General features: G+C 69.1%; 16 protein-coding genes. 7 read left to right on the top strand and 9 right to left on the bottom strand.

Annotation, left to right across the window (positions count from 1 at the left end):
• Nucleotides 1–27: 27 nt before the first annotated feature.
• The 6 genes from GR168_RS04120 (at nt 28) to GR168_RS04145 (ending at nt 6,716) form a co-directional block, all read left to right on the top strand.
• Nucleotides 28–1,182, top strand: coding sequence for an acyl-CoA dehydrogenase family protein (locus GR168_RS04120; protein ID WP_065629126.1), 1,155 nt, complete (start codon nt 28–30; stop codon nt 1,180–1,182).
• Nucleotides 1,172–2,335, top strand: a complete 1,164-nt coding sequence (locus GR168_RS04125; RefSeq protein WP_058251187.1) for an acyl-CoA dehydrogenase family protein — start codon at nt 1,172–1,174, stop codon at nt 2,333–2,335. The genes GR168_RS04120 and GR168_RS04125 overlap by 11 nt, the downstream gene beginning before the upstream one ends.
• Nucleotides 2,332–3,393, top strand: coding sequence for an OB-fold domain-containing protein (locus GR168_RS04130; RefSeq protein WP_159370098.1), 1,062 nt, complete (start codon nt 2,332–2,334; stop codon nt 3,391–3,393). Before GR168_RS04125 ends, GR168_RS04130 begins: the two co-directional genes overlap by 4 nt.
• Nucleotides 3,390–3,845 carry a MaoC family dehydratase gene (locus GR168_RS04135; RefSeq protein WP_159370099.1) on the top strand — a complete coding sequence of 152 codons (456 nt, stop codon included), beginning with the start codon at nt 3,390–3,392 and terminating at the stop codon, nt 3,843–3,845. The genes GR168_RS04130 and GR168_RS04135 overlap by 4 nt, the downstream gene beginning before the upstream one ends.
• The gene (locus tag GR168_RS04140; RefSeq protein WP_159370100.1) at nt 3,845–5,017 is read left to right on the top strand and encodes a lipid-transfer protein; all 1,173 of its coding nucleotides are present in this window, start codon (nt 3,845–3,847) and stop codon (nt 5,015–5,017) included. The genes GR168_RS04135 and GR168_RS04140 overlap by 1 nt, the downstream gene beginning before the upstream one ends.
• Nucleotides 5,018–5,081: 64 nt before the next feature.
• Nucleotides 5,082–6,716 (top strand): acyl-CoA synthetase, encoded by a 1,635-nt coding sequence (locus GR168_RS04145; protein WP_159370101.1) that lies wholly within the window; start codon nt 5,082–5,084, stop codon nt 6,714–6,716.
• On the opposite strand, the gene GR168_RS04150 is transcribed toward GR168_RS04145, so the two are convergent.
• From GR168_RS04150 to GR168_RS04160, 3 genes are all read right to left on the bottom strand, one after another.
• Nucleotides 6,717–7,361: a LysE family translocator gene (locus tag GR168_RS04150; RefSeq protein WP_203235893.1), complete on the bottom strand. Its 645-nt coding sequence runs from the start codon at nt 7,359–7,361 to the stop codon at nt 6,717–6,719.
• A gap of 119 nt (nt 7,362–7,480) precedes the next feature.
• Complete coding sequence (locus GR168_RS04155) at nt 7,481–8,785, bottom strand: SLC13 family permease (protein WP_159370103.1); 1,305 nt, start codon at nt 8,783–8,785, stop codon at nt 7,481–7,483.
• A 13-nt stretch (nt 8,786–8,798) separates the two neighbouring features.
• Complete coding sequence (locus GR168_RS04160) at nt 8,799–10,457, bottom strand: MFS transporter (RefSeq protein WP_159370104.1); 1,659 nt, start codon at nt 10,455–10,457, stop codon at nt 8,799–8,801.
• Between the two features lie 219 nt (nt 10,458–10,676).
• Between GR168_RS04160 and GR168_RS04165 the strand changes: the two genes are divergently transcribed.
• The gene (locus tag GR168_RS04165) at nt 10,677–10,874 is read left to right on the top strand and encodes a hypothetical protein (RefSeq protein WP_065629132.1); all 198 of its coding nucleotides are present in this window, start codon (nt 10,677–10,679) and stop codon (nt 10,872–10,874) included.
• 52 nt (nt 10,875–10,926) lie between these two features.
• Here the strand turns inward: GR168_RS04165 and GR168_RS04170 are convergent, their stop codons facing one another.
• From GR168_RS04170 to GR168_RS04195, 6 genes are all read right to left on the bottom strand, one after another.
• Nucleotides 10,927–11,358 (bottom strand): hypothetical protein, encoded by a 432-nt coding sequence (locus GR168_RS04170; protein WP_058251180.1) that lies wholly within the window; start codon nt 11,356–11,358, stop codon nt 10,927–10,929.
• Between the two features lie 122 nt (nt 11,359–11,480).
• On the bottom strand, nt 11,481–12,344 hold the full coding sequence (locus tag GR168_RS04175) for a MaoC/PaaZ C-terminal domain-containing protein (RefSeq protein ID WP_159370105.1): 864 nt from the start codon (nt 12,342–12,344) through the stop codon (nt 11,481–11,483).
• Nucleotides 12,345–12,348: 4 nt separating this feature from the next.
• Entirely contained in the window at nt 12,349–14,088 is a 1,740-nt protein-coding gene (gene kstD, locus GR168_RS04180; RefSeq protein WP_159370106.1) for a 3-oxosteroid 1-dehydrogenase, read from the bottom strand.
• 133 nt (nt 14,089–14,221) lie between these two features.
• Nucleotides 14,222–15,307: an acyl-CoA dehydrogenase family protein gene (locus GR168_RS04185; RefSeq protein WP_159370107.1), complete on the bottom strand. Its 1,086-nt coding sequence runs from the start codon at nt 15,305–15,307 to the stop codon at nt 14,222–14,224.
• Nucleotides 15,304–16,434 (bottom strand): acyl-CoA dehydrogenase family protein, encoded by a 1,131-nt coding sequence (locus GR168_RS04190; RefSeq protein WP_159370108.1) that lies wholly within the window; start codon nt 16,432–16,434, stop codon nt 15,304–15,306. The genes GR168_RS04185 and GR168_RS04190 overlap by 4 nt, the downstream gene beginning before the upstream one ends.
• Nucleotides 16,434–17,246, bottom strand: coding sequence for an enoyl-CoA hydratase/isomerase family protein (locus GR168_RS04195; RefSeq protein ID WP_159370109.1), 813 nt, complete (start codon nt 17,244–17,246; stop codon nt 16,434–16,436). The genes GR168_RS04190 and GR168_RS04195 overlap by 1 nt, the downstream gene beginning before the upstream one ends.
• Nucleotides 17,247–17,353 lie beyond the last annotated feature (107 nt).

Below are 17,353 nucleotides of genomic sequence, written 5' to 3' on the forward strand. Positions count from 1 at the left end.
ACGGGTTCATGGTGAGGGAGGCACAGGGTGGACTTTGCCCTGGACGGCACGGCGATCGCGGTTCGCGACGTCGCCGAGGACGTGTTCGCGCGACGGCAGCCCGACTGGGAGTCGACGTTCGGTGGGCGTCATTCCGGTGGGACGGCAGCGGCCGAGCAGGAGGCGACCCGCGGCGGGTTCGAGGCCGATGGCTGGCAGGCGCTCGTCGACGCCGGACTGCTCGCCCTGCCCCTGCCGGCCTCGCTCGACGGTGACGAGGTCGACGAGTCGGGTCTGCTCCCGTTGTTCCGCCGGATGGGCCGGGCCGCGGCGGTGACGCCGGCGCTCGGATCGCTGACCGCGGCGCTCGTGTTCGCCAGGGCCGACGCCCAGGACGGCGAGGGATCGGTGTGGTCGCGGTTCGGCAGTTCGCTCACCGGCGGCAGCTGGGTGTCGGTGGCGATCGGCGAACACGGCGACGCCCTGACGGCGCATCCGCGGACCTCGGTCCGTGACGGGCGGCTCACCGGCACGAAGGTCGGCGTCCTGCACGCCGACGGTGCCTCACTGTTCCTGGTGGCCGCCGATGCCGGTGTCGTCGCCGTCTCGCCTGATGCCGACGGGGTCACCGTCACGCGCACACCGGCCTCGAGCGGCTGGGGCGAGTACACGGTGGCCTTCGACGACGTACCCGTCGACGACGCCGACATCCTGGTCCGCGACCTTGCGATCCTCCGCGATCGCTACCGCCTGGCGTTGTGCGCCTACGCCGACGGCCTGGTCGCCGGCGCCACCCGACTGACCGCCGACCACGTCTCCACGCGCGAGCAGTTCGGCAAGCCGATCGCCTTGTTCCAGGCGGTGGGCCAGCAACTCGCCGACATTTACGTCGTCGGCCGGTCGATGGAGCTCGCGACCACCTCGGCGGCCTGGCGGTTGTCCGAAGGTCTGGACGCCGCAACCGATCTCGCGATCGCCGCCTACTGGCTGGCCGAGGAGGTCCCGCCGACCACGCGGACGATGACCCACCTGCACGGCGGCATCGGAGTCGACATCACCTATCCGCTTCACCGCTACTTCTCGCTCACCAAAGACCTCGCGCGTCTGGTGGGCGGAGCGCACGTGCGGCTCGACGAGCTCGCCGACATCACCGACGTCCCCGCCGACGACACCCGTATCGCAGAGGTGCCCGATGTTCATTGATCTCACCCCCGAACAGCGCGCGCTGCGCGCGGAACTGCGCGAGTACTTCGCCGACCTCGTCACCCCCGACGAGGCAGCGGTGATGCTGACCGAACGCCACGGCCCGACCTACCGCAAGGTCATCAAGCGGATGGGCGACGACGGCTGGCTGGGCGTCGGCTGGCCGACGGAGTTCGGCGGCAAGGGTTTCGGTGAGATCGAACAGCAGATCTTCACCAACGAGGCCGTGCGCGCCGACGTCCCGCTGCCGGCGGTGACGCTGCAGACCGTCGGGCCGACGCTGCAGGTCCACGGCACCGAGGAGCAGAAGCAGAAGTTCCTGCCCGCGATCCTGGCCGGCGATGTGCACTTCGCCATCGGGTACACCGAACCCGAGGCCGGCACCGACCTGGCGTCGCTGACCACCACCGCGGTCCGCGACGGCGACCACTACGTGGTCAACGGGCAGAAGATCTTCACCACGGGCGGACACGACGCCGACTACATCTGGCTCGCCGTCCGCACCGATCGCGACGCACCCAAGCACAAGGGCATCTCGATCCTGATCGTCGACACCTCCGACCCCGGTTTCACGTGGACGCCGATCATCACCGCCGACGGCGCACACCACGTGAATGCCACCTACTACCAGGATGTTCGGGTTCCGGTGTCGATGCGGGTCGGCGAGGAGGGGGGCGGCTGGAAGCTGATCACCACCCAGCTCAATCACGAGCGCGTGATGCTCGGCCCCGCCGGCCGCATCGACGGACTCGCAGCACGGGTGCGTGCCTGGGCGCAGCGGCCGGGCCCCGACGGGACGGTCATCGCCAAGCATCCCGACGTCCGTCGCGCGCTCGCGACCATCGACGCCTACGGCCGTATCAACGAGTTGCTCAACTGGCAGGTGGCCGCGACGGGTGAGGCCATCTCGATGGCCGACGCGGCGGCCACCAAGGTGTTCTCGACCGAACGCATCCAGACCGTCTGCCGGATGGTCGACGAGATCATCGGGCGCTACGGCGATTTCGCCGATCCGGAGACCGCGGCGCTGGTGAACTGGCTCGACGTCCAGGAGAAGCGCCACGTCGTCATCACGTTCGGCGGTGGCGTCAACGAGGTCATGCGCGACATGATCGCGACCGCCGGCCTCGGACTCCCGCGGGCCAAGCGGTGAGCGCGCCCGAGCTCGCCCGCGACGGCGTCGCCGGAGACGAGGCGATCCGAGCCGCCGCGCAGGAGATCATCGACGCCGGACCGAGCGCACCGGTCGCCGGGCGGGACCCGATCAATCAGCCCATGATCAACAACTGGGTCGAGGCGATGGGCGACACGAACCCTGTCTACACCGACGACGCGGCGGCCCGGGATGCCGGCCATCCCGGCATCGTCGCGCCGCCCGCGATGGCGCAGGTGTGGACGATGCGCGGCCTCCACGGGGTGCGGACCGCGGACGATCCGCTGGGTCGCGCGAGCGAACTCTTCGACGAGGCCGGCTTCACCTCTGTGGTGGCGACCAACTGCGACACCGTCTATCACCGCTACACCCGTCCGGGCGAGGAGGTCGCGCTGTCGGCCGAACTCGTGGAGGTGGTGGGACCGAAGAACACCGCACTCGGTGAGGGCTGGTTCTTCACCACCCGCAACGTCTGGTCGGTCGGCGGAGACGACGGGGCGCGTGAGGTCGTCGCCGAGATGCGGTTCCGCATCCTGAAGTTCCGCCCCGCCGCACGCGCTGCTGCCGAGCCGGTTTCCGACGCCGGGGTGCCCGACGATCTCGACCCGGCGCGGCTGCTCAAGCCGAGCGCATCCCGGGACACCGCCTTCTTCTGGGAGGGCGTGGCCGCCCACGAGTTGCGCATCCAGCGCGACGGCGACGGGGCGCTGCGGCACCCGCCGGTGCCGGCGACCTGGAAGCCGCGCGAGGCCGACGGAACCGTCCCGCCAGCGGATTACGTGGTCGCGGCCGGTACCGGCACCGTGTACAGCTACGTGGTCCACCGCGCGCCGAAGGTGCCCGGGCGGCGGTTGCCGTTCGTCGTGGCCCTCGTCGAACTCGACGAGGGAATCCGCATGCTCGGTGAGCTCCGGGGCGTCGAACCCGAGCAGGTGGCCATCGGCATGCCGGTGCGCGCGACCTATCTCGACTTCCCTGCCGATGACGAGGCCGGGACCCCGGCCTGGACCCTGCACGCGTGGGAACCGGCCGTGCCTACCGAAGGGGAGCCCGCATGACAAGCGTTGCCACCGACCCCGCTGCCGTCGGAACGACGCTGCCGGCGTTGACGATCGAGGCTACCCCCACGTTCGTCGTGGCGACCGCGCTCGCCACACGCGACTTCCAGGACGTGCATCATGATCGCGACCTCGCGCAGGCGAAGGGGTCCAAGGACATCTTCGTCAACATCCTCACCGACACCGGGCTGGTCGAGCGGTTCGTCACCGACTGGGCCGGACCGAATGCCCGAATCCGTTCGATCGCACTGAAACTCGGCGTCCCCTGGTATGCCTACGACACGGTCACCTTCACCGGCGAGGTCACCGCGGTCGACGCCGGGGTCATCACCGTCGCCGTGACCGGGACGAATTCTCTGGGCAAGCACGTCATCTCGACCGTCACGCTGACGATCGGTGCGACCGAACCCGACACGGTCGGTTCGCCTGCGGGTCGAGGAGAGGGACTCTGATGGGATCACTGTCCGGTCAGGCGGTCATCGCCGGTATCGGTGCCACCGAGTTCTCCAAGGATTCCGGGCGCAGCGAACTGCGACTCGCCGCGGAGGCGGTGTCCGCGGCGATCGCCGACGCCGGTCTCACACCCGCCGACGTCGACGGTCTCGTCACGTTCACGATGGACACCAACAGCGAGATCTCCGTCGCCCGGGCCGTGGGGATCGGGGACCTGACCTACTTCTCGCGCATTCACTACGGCGGTGGTGCGGCGTGCGCCACAGTGCAGCAGGCCGCGATGGCGGTGGCGACGGGTGTCGCCGACGTCGTGGTGGCCTACCGCGCGTTCAACGAACGGTCGGGACTGCGCTTCGGGCAGGTGAATTCGGCGGTGGCGAACCAGGAGAACTCGTCCGGCACCGAGAACGCCTTCACCTACCCGCACGGGTTGTCGACACCGGCCGCGTTCGTCGCGATGATCGCGCAGCGCTACATGCACGACTTCGGCGCCACCAGTGAGGATTTCGGGCGGATCGCCGTCGTCGACCGCAAACACGCGGCGGTGAACCCGGACGCGTTCTTCTACGACAAGCCGATCACCCTGGAAGACCACCAGAACTCGCGGTACATCGCCGAGCCGTTGCACCTCCTCGACTGCTGCCAGGAATCCGACGGCGGTGTCGCGCTGGTGATCGTGTCCCCGGAACGCGCGAAAGACCTGCCGCACAAGCCCGCCGTGATCGCGGCCGCCGCGGCCGGCAGTGCTGCCGACCAGTACATCATGACCAGCTATTACCGGGACGAGCTCGCCGGTCTGCCGGAGATGGGGCTCGTCGGCCGGCAGTTGTGGGCGCAGTCGGGACTGCGCCCCGACGACATGGACATGGCGATCCTCTACGACCACTTCACCCCGTACACGCTCTTGCAACTGGAGGAGCTGGGGTTCTGTGGTCGGGGCGAGGCCAAGGACTTCGTCCGGGAACCGGGTGCCCTCGAGGTGGGTGGCCGGTTGCCGCTGAACACGCACGGCGGTCAGCTGGGCGAGGCCTACATCCACGGCATGAACGGGATCGCCGAGGGTGTCCGGCAGATCCGCGGGACCTCGGTCAACCAGGTCGAAGCGGCCGAGAAGGTCGTCGTGACCGCCGGAACCGGCGTTCCCACAAGCGGATTGGTGCTTACCGCATGACAGCTGACTATCCGATGCACTTTTTCTCCACCAATTCACTCCGTAGAACCAAGGAGCGCGCACGATGAAGTTCAACCTCGCCGATGTCTTCGAGACCGTCGCCGACTCGGTGCCCGAGCGGATCGCGCTCAGCTACCAGGGTCGCCAGATCAGCTACGCCGAACTCGACAACCTCTCCAATCAGGTGGCACATCTGTTCGCCGGCGCGGGGATCGGTGCGTTCGACAATGTCGCGCTGTTCCTGAAGAACAGCATCGAACACGTGACGAGTCTGCTGGGGCTGTTGAAGGTGCGCGCGGTCCCGGTCAACGTGAACTACCGCTACACCAACGCCGAACTGCAGTACATCTTCGACAACTCCGACTCCCGCGCGATCATCGTCGAACTGCCCGAGCACCAGCGCAGCGTCGCCGCGCTGCTCGCCGAGACCCCCACCGTGCGAACGGTGTTCGTCATCGGGGACATCGTCGAGGAACTCCGCGCGGCGGTCGCCGACCTGCCCGACGGGCGCGTCGTCGAGATCGTGTCGTTCGCCGACGCGGAGTCCAAGCCCGACGGCCGGGACTTCGAGCCGCGCACCGGCGAAGAGCTCTACCTGCTCTACACCGGCGGCACCACCGGGTACCCGAAGGGCGTCATGTGGCAGCACGACGACTTCTTCCGCAAGCCGCTGTCGGGGGGCAACCCGTACGGCGAGGCCCGCAAGGATCTCGCGGAGATCGGCACGGCGGTCAAGGACTTCCCGCCGATCGCGTTCCTGCTCGCGGCTCCGCTCATGCACGGCGCGGCGTCGTACTCGTTGTTCACGTTCTTCACCCTCGGTGGCCGGCTGGTCATCCAGCGCGACTTCGACCCCGAGGCGATCGTGACCGAGATCGAGAAGGAGAAGGTCAACATCGTCCTCATCGTCGGCGACGCCATGGGCATGCCGCTCGTCGAGGAGCTCGAGAAGCGCAAGGACTCCGTCGATCTGTCGTCGATGTTCTCGATCACCTCCGGCGGCGCGATCTGGTCCCAGCACGTGCGTGACCGGATGCTCGCGGTGAAGCCGGATCTGGTGCTGCGCGACAACTTCGGCGCCTCGGAGTCGGGTAACGACGGCGAGATCATGATGGACGAGAACGGGAACCTGAAGGTCCCGCCGACGGACCGGATGATGGTCGTCGACGAGCGGCACAACAAGATCGAGCCCGGCTCGGGCGAAGTCGGTTACATCGCGCGCATCGGCAACGTCCCGCTCGGCTACTACAAGGACAAGGAGAAGACGGCGAAGACCTTCCCGACGCTGGCCGACGGCACCCGGATCTCGATCCTGGGCGACATGGGCACCGTGGAGGCCGACGGTTCGATCGTGTTCCTCGGACGCGGTTCGCAGTGCATCAACACCGGCGGCGAGAAGGTCTACGCCGAGGAGGTCGAGGCGGTGCTGCACGCGCATCCGGCGATCGCCGACGCACTCGTCGTCCCGGTTCCCGACGAGAAGTACGGCCAGCGGGTCGCGGCGGTGGTCAACGTCGCCGACGGGGCCGACGAGCCGTCGCTGGAGGAGATCCAGGACCACTGCCGGGAGACCCTCGCCCGCTACAAGGTGCCCCGCACGGTCGTCTTCGTCGACGAGGTCAAGCGGACCCCGGCCGGCAAGGCCGACTACCGCTGGGCCAAGGCCGCGGCCGCGGCAAACGAGGCCGCCCCGGTCTGATCAGCCCTCGAGTGCCAGGCGCACTCCGAGCCCGATCAACGCGACTCCGCCGATCGCTTCGACGCGACGGCGGATTCGTGCGCTCTGCAGCCATCCGGCGATTCGGCCCGCGGCGCCCACCAGCACGGTGAAGTACGCGGCGGTCAGCGCGATGTAGATCGCCCCCAACCCGAGGGTCGTCCATCCCGTCGAGTAGCCGTCCGGCACGAAGCCGGGCAAGAGACTGATGAACAGGATGCCGATCTTCGGGTTGAGGATGTTGGTGAGCAGGCCGGCGGTGAAACCGGAGAACAGCACTCCCGCCTTCCGGCCCGCGGGCGGCTCGACCACGTCCTGCGATGCCGCGAGATCAGGTGCGGCGCGCAGCAGCGCGCGGACCGAGCTGATACCCATCCACACGAGGTAGCAGGCCCCGACGATTTTGAGCATCTCGTAACCGGTCTCGCTGGCCTGCAGCAATGCCGACAGGCCCAGGACGGCGGCGGTGACCCAGACCATCAGTCCGCACACGATGCCCGCGGCGGTCCGGAAGGCTTCGCCGCGTCCACCGCGGACCACTCCGCGCAGGACCACCAGGGTGTCCGGACCCGGCAGCAGCACGATCAGCGTCGCGGTGACGATGAAGGACAAGAGGGCGGCGAGCATGAAGGTCATGGTAGGAACCGGGGCGCGGGCGAGCGCGCCGGGGCCGGTGGCCCCCACTGCTGGCCGAGCAGCGTCGACCGAGCGTTGCGAGGACGCCGCGTCCGTCGAGGTCACCTGCGTCAAGCCACAGACGTCAGCCGCAGCACGCCCCACAGCGCGACCACCGCGACGACGAGCGTGGCGGGAACGGTGAGTGCGCCGAGGCGTAGGTACTCGCGGGAGGTCGGGGCGCCCCTGCCCCCGCCGGAGCCGTCGCGGTGCATGATGTCGCGCCACAGCAGATTGGCCAGCGACCCGAAGTAGGCGAGGTTGGGTCCGAGGTTGACGCCGAGGAGCATCGCCAGGACCAGGCCGGGTTCGTGGGCGACGAGCGGGATGAGCAGCAGGGTGGCGGGCAGGTTGTTCACCAGGTTGGCGAGGACCGCGGCCAGCGCGGCGACCGCGAGCAGCGCGAGGAGTGATGAGTCATCCGGGATCAGGTTGCCGATCCAGTCGCCGATCGGGCCGGTTCGCACCGGGAGGATGACGACACCGAGCACGGCGACGAATCCGAGGAACGGGATGTTCAGGGCTTGCACCGTCTCCCGCACAGTGGGCAGCGGTGCGTCGAGCAGCCGCGGCACCGTGAAGGCGACCGCGCCCACGCCGGCCACCGCGCCCAATGGGACGCCCAGCGGTTCGGTCACGACGAAGGCGAGCAGCAGCAGGCCGAGCATCACCAGCATGAGGGTGGGGCGGGGCGGCGCATCCACCGGAGCCGGATCGCCGGCGATCGAATCGGCTGCTGGGGCAGCGCGCGCGAGGGAGTCGGCGAAGTACATCCGGAAGATGAGGTATTCGACGACGATCGCGGCGATCCAGGGCGCCAGCATGACGCCGGTGAAGCCGAGGAAGGTCAGCCCGGACGCGGCGAACGCCAGGAGGTTGGTCAGGTTCGACACCGGCATGAGGGTCGACGCGGTGTTGGCCAGGTGGGCGTTCGCGAACGCCACCGGGGTCACCGGCGCGCCGATCCGCCTCGCGGTGGCGACGGCGACCGGCGTCAGCAGGACGATCGTGGTGTCGAGACTGAGGACCGCGGTCGTCGTCGCCGCGGCCAGGAAGACGATGCGCAACAACCGATGTGGCGAGGCCCGACTCCACCGGGCCAGGAGGGCGCCGATCCAGGTGAAGACCCCGGCGCGGGCACAGGCGTCGGCGATCACCAGCATCGCGGCCAGGAAGCCGATGGTCGGCGCCATCGTGGCGATCTCGTCGGCGGCCTGCTCGACGTCGGCCAGGCCGAGCGCGAGGAGCAGCGCGGCGACCGGTGCGGCCACCACAACGGCCGGAACACGCTGGGCGACAACGGTCGCGACGATCACCACGAGCAGGGCGGCGACTCCGACCAGAGTGCCGGCGATGCTGTCCGCGGTGAGTACCACCGGGACAGGCTACTCAGTCGCGGGCGTAGGTGTCGTCGCGGTCCTGGTCGGGGTCGGACTCGATGGTCGGCGGCACCTCGACGACGCGTCGCGGCGTGAGCCACAGCAGCGCGACCGAACTGACGAGCATGATCCCGCCCAGGACGAGGCAGGCGTACTCGAACGGCACGTAGAACGCCTCTTGACTGCCGTCGGCGATCTTCTCCGCGAGCGATGCGGCCTGACCGGACAACCGGTCCACGACGACCGTCGCCTCGGCGAGGGATCGCTCGATCAGCGTCCCGGCCTGGTCGGCCTGGGCGACCATGGCCTGGCCGCCGGCGGTGTCGCCGGCGGCGATGCGCTGCTCACCGGCGGCGGTCAGTTGATCGCGGGCCAGTTGTGCGGTCTCGCCGATGCGCGACTGGTATCCCGCGGCGACGATGCTGCCCGCGATCGCGATACCGATCGCCGCGCCGATCTCCCGGGCGGTGTCGTTCACGGCCGAGCCGACGCCCTGGTTGTCGAGCGGGGTGTTGGACATGATGGCCGTCGTGGCGGGCGCCGACGCCAGACCGATCCCGACCGCTATCAATGCGACCACGCCGGCGAGCGTCCAATACGTCTCGTACTTGAACGATCCGAGGAGGATCAGCCCGACGCCGGACAGCAGGGCGCCGGCGGCGATGACGAACTTGAGCGAATCCAGTCGTACGGCAAGCCAGTTCGCGATGAGCGTGGTGAGGCCGACGCCGGCCACGAACGGCATCAGCGCGACCGCCGACTGCAGCGGGGTGTAATCGAAGACCAGCTGCAGCAACTGCAGGAGCAGGTAGAACATGCCGAACGAGGCGAGGAACTGGACCGCGACCGACAGCGCCCCGGACCCGAAGGCGCGGTTGCCGAGCAACCGGACGTCGAACAGCGGCGACGTCGAACGCAGTTCCACGGCGACGAACCCGCCCGCGAGCAGGACGCCGCCCACGATGCAGATCAGGACAACGGGATCCGCCCAGCCCCGGTGAGGTGCCTCGAGCAGACCGAGGACGACGCCGGTGATGGCCAGGACCGAACAGACGGTCCCCGGGATGTCGAAGCGACCGGGGTCGCTGTCCTTGGAGGTGCCGATCGTCAGGCACAGCGCGGCCGCGACGGCTGACGCCGCGGCGAAGGTGATGAAGATCGAGTGCCAGGAGAAGAACTCCAGGAGGAGCCCGGTGACCAGGAAGCCGGCGATGGCGCCGCCGCCGGCGATCGCCGACCAAATGCTGATCCCGACCGCGCGTTGACCTTCCGGCATCCCGGACGTGATGAGCGACAGGGTGGTGGGCATGATCAGCGCCGCGGCGGCACCGGCGAAGCACCGGGCCAGGATCAGCTGGGTCGGGCCGTCCACCCAGATCGCCACCAGTGAGGCGATGCCGAAGAGGAGAAGGCCGGCGATCAGTACCTCACGGCGCCCCAGCCGATCGCCGATCGCGCCCGCCGGGAGCAGGAGCGCCGCGAGCGCCAGGGTGTAACCGTCGACGATCCAGGTCATCTGACCGGCGTCGGCGCCGGTGTCGATCGCGATGTCGGGCAGGGCCGTGTTGAGGGCGGCCATGGCGGCCACGACCATGCTGACCGACAGGCAGGCGACGAGGACAAGCCAGGCGGACCGGGCGTCGAGGCGGATGGCGGACGGTAATCTCATTCGGCGTCCTGCGCTTTCGGGGTCGGCATGCGGAACCGGTTCGGTCGGCACGTTCGCCGCCACCGCGGTGTTGCGGTTTCGTTATCGCGACACGCTATGTGAGCGCCGACGCTACTCGAGCAACTTGTGACACATTTATCACTGCAGTATCGATACCGGGCGAACGCGAGACCGCGCCGGTCCCCGTTGGCCCCGGACAACCGAAAGTGGTGACAGGTCATGGCCTCACCCCGAATCGCACGAACCCCCGCCGCTGCAACTCCCGCTGCCGCGACCGCGGCCGCATCGCCCGACGTCGCCCCGAACGGGACCGAGATCTCGCCCGCCCGCGTCCATGTGTGGCGTGTGCTGTCGATGCTCGCCGCACTCATCGGCGTCGTCGTGGCACTCGTGGCCATCGCGTCGTCAGCGGTCTGACCCGACCCTCTGGGGAGGTCGGTGCGACCGCCGACGACGCGCGCGCCGACTCCTAGGCGGCGTGCCGCTCGATGGCGGCACCCAGACGCGGCAGTGCCGCGATCACGTACTTCTTCCCCTTGCCGCGCAGCGAGTTGTACGCCTTCGCGAGTGCGGGCTTGGCGGTCTCGGCCTGCTGGTCGGTCACCGACAGCAGGGCCTCGGCCGCGGCATCTCCGTTTGCTGATAGGTGGTCGCCGAAGGCGACACCGGCGGGCTTGGAATCCCAGAAGGGCGCCAGCGCCTTCAGGAAGTCCTCGGCCATCTGATCGGTGGCGCTGCGCACGACACCGGGCTTCACCTTCTGCACCGCGGAGTAGGCGGTCTTCACAGCAGCGCCGCTCAGACCCGACTGGTCGGCCACCTCGGCGTCGATGACACCGACGAGGTCGGTCACCAATGCACTGCGGTTGTCGGCGAGTAGGGGCGTCAGCGAATCGCTCATGGGCGTCTCCTCGGGGATATGCGACGTGGAACCTGCGGGCCGCCTCGCGGTCCGCGTGTGTAGCGTACTGGCCCCACGCGACAGCGTCTCCGGGCTGCGGCCCCGCCGTCGCGACGGCGGTTCTACTGGCGACGTTCGCAGACCACATTGCCGAGGGCCTTCGCGCCGTCGCGTTCGACGACGGTCGCGGTGGCCAGCAACCGGGAGCCGTCCTCCCAGACCTCGACCGCGAGGGACTCGCCCGGGAACACCACGCCCGCGAACGACGCCGAGTAGTCGGCGACGGCGGTCACGTCGCCGCCGAGGACCTCGTCGACGATCACGCGGCAGACCGTGCCGTACGTGCACAGGCCGTGCAGGATCGGCCGGGGAAAGCCCGCGCGGGAAGCGAATCCGGGGTCGGAGTGCAGCGGGTTGCGGTCTCCGCACAAGCGGTAGAGCAATGCCTGCTGGGGGAGCGTCGCAACGGTGAGGCGATGATCCGGCGCACGGTCGGGATAGTCGACCTTGGCCGACGAACCGCGTTCGCCGCCGAATCCGCCCTCGCCCTTCGCGAAGATCGATGAGCGGGACGTCCAGAGGGTCTGCCCGCCGTCGTCGGTGGTCACCGACTCCTGCACGATCACCGCGGCCGAACCCTTGTCCTGGATCTCGGCGATCCGGGTGCGGGTGGTCGCCTTGCCGGCAGCAGGCAGCGGCCGGTAGGCGGTCACCTGCTGGCTGCCGTGGACGACCTTCGCGAGGTCGATGTCGATGCCGGGGAACGAGACCTTCGGGGGCTCGGTGGTGTGGAACCCGGCGGCCACGGTGGCGAAGGTGGGCAGCACCTTCGGCGTCGCGTCGTGGATGTACTCGAGCCCGGTGGTGTCCATCGGGTCTGCTGAGGCACCCACCGCGAGGTTGTAGAGGGCGGCGTCGGACGCCGACCATTCGAAGCTCACCTCGGGCAGTTCGGCACCGAGGGCGACGGAGAGGTCGATGGGCATCGGGTCAGGCTCCTGTGGATGTCGGGGTGGCGGCCTTGGCGGCGATGTCGGTGGCGGCCAGGTATCCGAAGACCATGGCCGGACCGATCGTCGCGCCCGGGCCGGCGTAGGTGTGCCCCATGACCGGCGCGCTGGTGTTGCCCGCCGCGTACAGGCCTTCGATGACCGAGCCGTCGGCCCGCAGGGCGCGGCCCGAGGCGTCGGCGTTGATCCCGCCCTTGGTGCCGAGATCGCCCGGGACCATCTTGACCGCGTAGAACGGGCCCTTGCTGACCTCGCCTAGGCTCGGGTTGGGCTTGTTGGTGATGTCGCCGTAGTAGTGGTCGTAACCGCTTGTGCCGCGGCCGAAGTCCTCGTCGACACCCTTGCGGGCGAACCCGTTGAACCGCTCGGTGGTCGCGGTGAGCGCGTCGGCCGGTACCCCGATCTTCTCGGCGAGTTCGCTGATGCTGTCGGCCTTCACGACGACGCCCGACTCGAACCACTTCTTGGGCAACGGCTGTCGCGCGTTGATCCCGGCGAAGAGGTAGCGGTTGCGACAGCGCTGGTCGAAGATCAGCCACGACGGCACGTTCTCGCCGGGGCCCTCGCCCTGGCCGAACTCGCCGCCGTACATCTGGTGCACCGCTTCCACATACGGCAGGGACTCGTTCATGTAGCGCTGTCCGCGCGTGTTCACCATGAAGGTGCCCGGTACCGCCCGCTCCGACAGCGCGAACCACGGACCGCGCGGCAGCGGGATGGTCGGCCCCCACCAGGCGTCGTCCATGAGCGACACCGCGGCGCCGATCTTGAGGCCGGCGTTGATGCCGTCGCCGGTGTTGCTGGGGGCACCGGTGGTCCACTCGGAGCCGATCGGGTCGCGCTGGTACTTCTTGCGCATCTCGTCGTTGTGCTCGAATCCGCCGCAGGCGAGGATCACGCCGTGGCGGGCCCGGATCTCGACCCGCTTGCCGTCGGATTCGGCGATCACGCCGACCACGCGGCCGTCTTCGGTGATGAGGTCGGCGAGTCCGGTGTTCAGCCGGACCGGGACGCCCGCCTCGCGGACGCCGAGAAGGAGCTCGGCCGCGAGTGCTGCGCCCATGGCGATCAGCTTCTTGCCGCGGCTGCGCGCCCAGAAGAACCGGCTGCCGACCTTCGCCATGCGCAGCGGACCGCGCCAGTGACGCAGGCCGGTGTTGAGCCAGCGGTAGTCCGACTGCAGGACGACCATGTTCAGCGGCGCCTTGGTGTACTGCGGGTGCAGGGTCTCCAGGTCATCCCCGAGGCGGCGTGCGTCGAACGGCCGCGGCTCGATCGACCGTCCGGCGAGCCGTCCGCCGGGTGCCTCCGGGTAGTAGTCCGAGTAGTTCTTGACCCACTCGAGGTCGAGGGGGGCGTGCGCCATCAGGAAGTCCAGCGCCTCGGGTCCGCGGTCGATGTAGGCGTCGATGCGGTCGGCGGGCGCGTGTTCGCCGATGATCGCGTGCACGTACTCGCGCGCCTTGTCCGGGGTGTCGGTCACGCCGTCGCGGCGGAGGACCGAGTTGTTCGGGATCCAGACCCCGCCCCCCGAGCGCGACGTCGAGCCGCCCCAGTACGGCGATTTCTCGATCAGGACCGTCGACAAGCCCTTCTGAGCTGCGGTGATCGCCGCGCTCAGGCCCGCAGCGCCGGCCCCGACGACGACGACGTCGAAGGTCTCGGGTCCAGGGGTCTCGGGTTGGGTACTGGTCTGTTCTGGTTCGGTCGAGCCGGCCATGGGGTCCCCTTCGTGCGCGCAGCTGGAACGTGTTCTACCTGAATTAGAACACGTTACAGAAATGCCACGCCAGGGGTGCTCCCGTTCCCGTCGGCTGTGCGCCCGAATCTGTCGACTGTGCGTCTGAACTCGTTCACTGTGCGGCTGTTCTCGTCGACTGTGCGACGGGATCGGACGCGCCGGTGATGACGTGCCAGGGGTCGAGGCCGTCGTCGAGGATGCGCGCCGCCAACTGCTCCGACCATTCGTGCTCGGTCCCGTACCGGTCGCGCCAGGTCCACAACGCCGTGGTGAACCGGCCGAGGGAATGTTCGGCGGTGAACCCGATAGCCCCGTGGATCTGATGGGCCGCGGCCGCGACGTCGTGCGCGGACCGCGACGTGACGATCTTCGCGGCGGCGATCGCGTCGCGGGCCGTAACGATATCTTCCGACGCCGCGTCGGTCGCTGCTCGTGCGGCGGTCTCCATCATCGTGCTCTGCGCGGCCATGTGCGCGAGCCTCTGTTGGATGGCCTGGAACTTCGTCAACGGCCGGCCGAACTGGACCCGCTCGGTGGCATACCGGACCGTGCGTTCGCGGACTGCCCGCGCTGCGGCTGCCAAGGCGACCGCGTAGACGAGCGCCCCACGCGTGCGGAGATCGTCGACCGTGACCGGCGACGAGGCGGAGAACGTGACCTCGGCGTCGTCGAAGACGATGTCGCTGTACTCCGACCCGATCAGGTCAGTGCCGGGCTCGATGCGTGCCCCCGGTCCGCGGCCGTCGACCACCGCGATCACCGCGTCGTCGACGGTCGCGGCCAGGATCACGATGATGTCGGCCGACGCCGCGTACGGGACTCCGATCGCGGTGCCGCTGAGTCGGATTCGCTCGTCATCTCCTCGGACGGTTGGCTCGTCGACGACCGCGACGGTCGCGCTCAGCCCGTCGAGTACGTGATCGACGCGTCCCGCGAGCCACGCAGCCAGCAATGCGTGTTCGACATACGGGGTGATCGCGCCGGCCTCGGTGAGGGTGTCGAGGACGGCGAGAGCGTCGGCGAGGTCGGCGCCCTGACCTCCTGCCCCCTCGGCGACGTCGAGCGCGGTGAACCCGGCGTCGACCAGGGCCTTCCACAGCGCGGGGTCGGGTTCGGTGGCCGGGGTCCGCAGGTCGACGGGAAACCGTGCGACCATGGCGGCCGTCGCGGCGGCGAGTTCTGCTGCCAGTTCGGTCATCGCATCCCCAGTCCGCGCGCGACGATGCCGCGCAGGATCTCATTGGTACCCCCACGCAGGGTGAAAGCCGGTGTGTGCAGAACTGATTGAGCCAGCAGGCGGTCGAAGTCCGACCCGCCGGTGCACCGCGGGATCGCGCCGGACGCATCCCGGATGGCGGTGACGAGGTCCCCTTCGAAGGTCGAACCGAGGTCCTTGACCATCGCCGCCAGTACGTCGGGTTTGCCGCCGGATTGAAGTTCGCGCGCCACTTGCATCGACATCTGGCGCAGCGCCCAGGCCTGTGCGGTCAGCTCGCCCAGCGTTTTTCGCTGCTGCGGCGTCGCACCGTGCTGTCGAAGCAGGTCGGCCCAGGCGCGGAGCAGTGGCAATGTGCTGAGGTAGCGCTCCGGCCCCGAGCGTTCGAAGGCCAACTCGCTCATCACCTGTCGCCATCCCTGTCCGCGCGCACCGAGCAGGGCCGAGGAGTCGACGACGGCGTCGTGGAAGATCACCTCGTTGAAGTGCGCGTCGCCGTCGATGCTCGCGAGTGGACGGATCTCGATGTCCGGGTGGGGGAGGTCGACGACGAACTGCGACAGTCCCTGCTGGCGGTCCTCGGTGGTGCCGTCGGTGCGTGCGAGGAGCACCATGGCGTGCGCGATGTGAGCACCGGTGGTCCAGACCTTGGTACCGCTGATCGTCCAGGAGTCCCCGTTGTCGGTGGCTCGGGTGCGCACGGCGGCCAGGTCCGAGCCGGCGTCGGGTTCGCTCATCCCGATCGCGAAGAACATCGTCCCCGCCGAGATCCGCGGGATGTAGTGCTGCCTTTGCGCCTGCGTCCCGTTGGCGAGGATTCCCGGAGCCATCTGCCGATCTGCGATCCAGTGCGCGGCGACCGGTGCGCCGTGCGCGAGGAGTTCCTCGGTGATCACGAAACGCTCGACCGGCGTACGACCCTGCCCTCCGTACTCGACGGGCATGGTCATACCCAGCCAGCCCCGATCGCCGAGTCGTCGACTGAAGTCGGGATCGAAGCCCGTCATCCAGCTGTCGACGTCGGGACGGAAAGCGCCCTCGGTGAGTTCGGTTCGCAGGAAGTCGCGCACCTCGGACCGCAGGGCGCGCAGGACGTCGTCCCGGCTCATCACCGGCCGGGACCGCGCGACGACCAGTTCTGCCCCTTGCGGGCCATCGACCACATCTGCACGCCACGCTCGATCTCGATCGCCGAATCCCAGGTCACCGCCGGCGGGCCCAGTTCGAGTCGGACACTGGCCATCACCCGGCGCGTCAGTTCGGGGTCGCGCGCGGCTGGTCCGGTCAGATCGGCGACGATCGCCGGGATGTCTGGAACCGGTGCGGCCGCGTACGCGAGGCCACGTTCGACCGCCTGCGCACCGGACAGCGACTGACCGCAGACGGCGAGCGCGATCGTGTCGGCCCGGCCTACCGCACGGTTCAGCAGGGTGAGGTGCCCGCCCCCGGGATGGATGCCGCGGGCGAGGAATCCGCTGTCGAGGACGGCGTCGGGTGTGGTGACGAGCAGGTCGACGGCGAGCGCGAGGTTGAGGCCCGCCCCTACGGCCCCGCCGACGACCACCCCGACCGTGGGGACCGGCAGGGACCCGACCCGGACGAACGCGCGGTAGACCGCGGACAGCTGCGCCACGGATTCCGGTGCCGCTGGATCGGCCGACGCGCCGGCCAGGATCCGCGTGTCGGCCCCGCTGCAGAAGTACGAACCGGCTGCGTCGACGACGACCGCGCCGATGTTGCCGTCCGCGGTCACCCGGTCGCAGAACTCCTCGATCGCCGCGGCCATCTCGAGGGTGATGGCGTTCTTCCGGCGTGGGTTGTTGAGCGTCAGCCGTCCTACGCCATCGTCGAAGGAGGTCAGAACGGCCTCGCCGGTGTCGTCGATGTCCGGCGAGACGGGATTCGGGGACTCGGAACTCATGACGAGAACCGTAGTCGCCCGGTGCTCGCGTCATCACCGATCTCGGCCACGCCTCGAAATGCACGACGATCGGACCGAGGACTGCCCGGAGACTGCAACGTGTTCTA

This window comes from Gordonia sp. JH63, from assembly GCF_009856645.1.
Classification (GTDB): Bacteria; Actinomycetota; Actinomycetes; order Mycobacteriales; family Mycobacteriaceae; genus Gordonia; species Gordonia hongkongensis.

Bases quoted from the DNA above. Each gene is read 5' to 3' on its own strand.
- GR168_RS04125 (WP_058251187.1), top strand. From the start codon at position 1,172: ATGTTCATTGATCTCACCCCCGAACAGCGCGCGCTGCGCGCGGAACTG.
- GR168_RS04135 (WP_159370099.1), top strand. From the start codon at position 3,390: ATGACAAGCGTTGCCACCGACCCCGCTGCCGTCGGAACGACGCTGCCG.
- GR168_RS04140 (WP_159370100.1), top strand. From the start codon at position 3,845: ATGGGATCACTGTCCGGTCAGGCGGTCATCGCCGGTATCGGTGCCACC.
- GR168_RS04145 (WP_159370101.1), top strand. From the start codon at position 5,082: ATGAAGTTCAACCTCGCCGATGTCTTCGAGACCGTCGCCGACTCGGTG.
- GR168_RS04150 (WP_203235893.1), bottom strand. From the start codon at position 7,361: ATGCTCGCCGCCCTCTTGTCCTTCATCGTCACCGCGACGCTGATCGTG.
- GR168_RS04160 (WP_159370104.1), bottom strand. From the start codon at position 10,457: ATGAGATTACCGTCCGCCATCCGCCTCGACGCCCGGTCCGCCTGGCTT.
- GR168_RS04165 (WP_065629132.1), top strand. From the start codon at position 10,677: ATGGCCTCACCCCGAATCGCACGAACCCCCGCCGCTGCAACTCCCGCT.
- GR168_RS04170 (WP_058251180.1), bottom strand. From the start codon at position 11,358: ATGAGCGATTCGCTGACGCCCCTACTCGCCGACAACCGCAGTGCATTG.
- GR168_RS04175 (WP_159370105.1), bottom strand. From the start codon at position 12,344: ATGCCCATCGACCTCTCCGTCGCCCTCGGTGCCGAACTGCCCGAGGTG.
- kstD (WP_159370106.1), bottom strand. From the start codon at position 14,088: ATGGCCGGCTCGACCGAACCAGAACAGACCAGTACCCAACCCGAGACC.
- GR168_RS04185 (WP_159370107.1), bottom strand. From the start codon at position 15,307: ATGACCGAACTGGCAGCAGAACTCGCCGCCGCGACGGCCGCCATGGTC.
- GR168_RS04190 (WP_159370108.1), bottom strand. From the start codon at position 16,434: ATGAGCCGGGACGACGTCCTGCGCGCCCTGCGGTCCGAGGTGCGCGAC.
- GR168_RS04195 (WP_159370109.1), bottom strand. From the start codon at position 17,246: ATGAGTTCCGAGTCCCCGAATCCCGTCTCGCCGGACATCGACGACACC.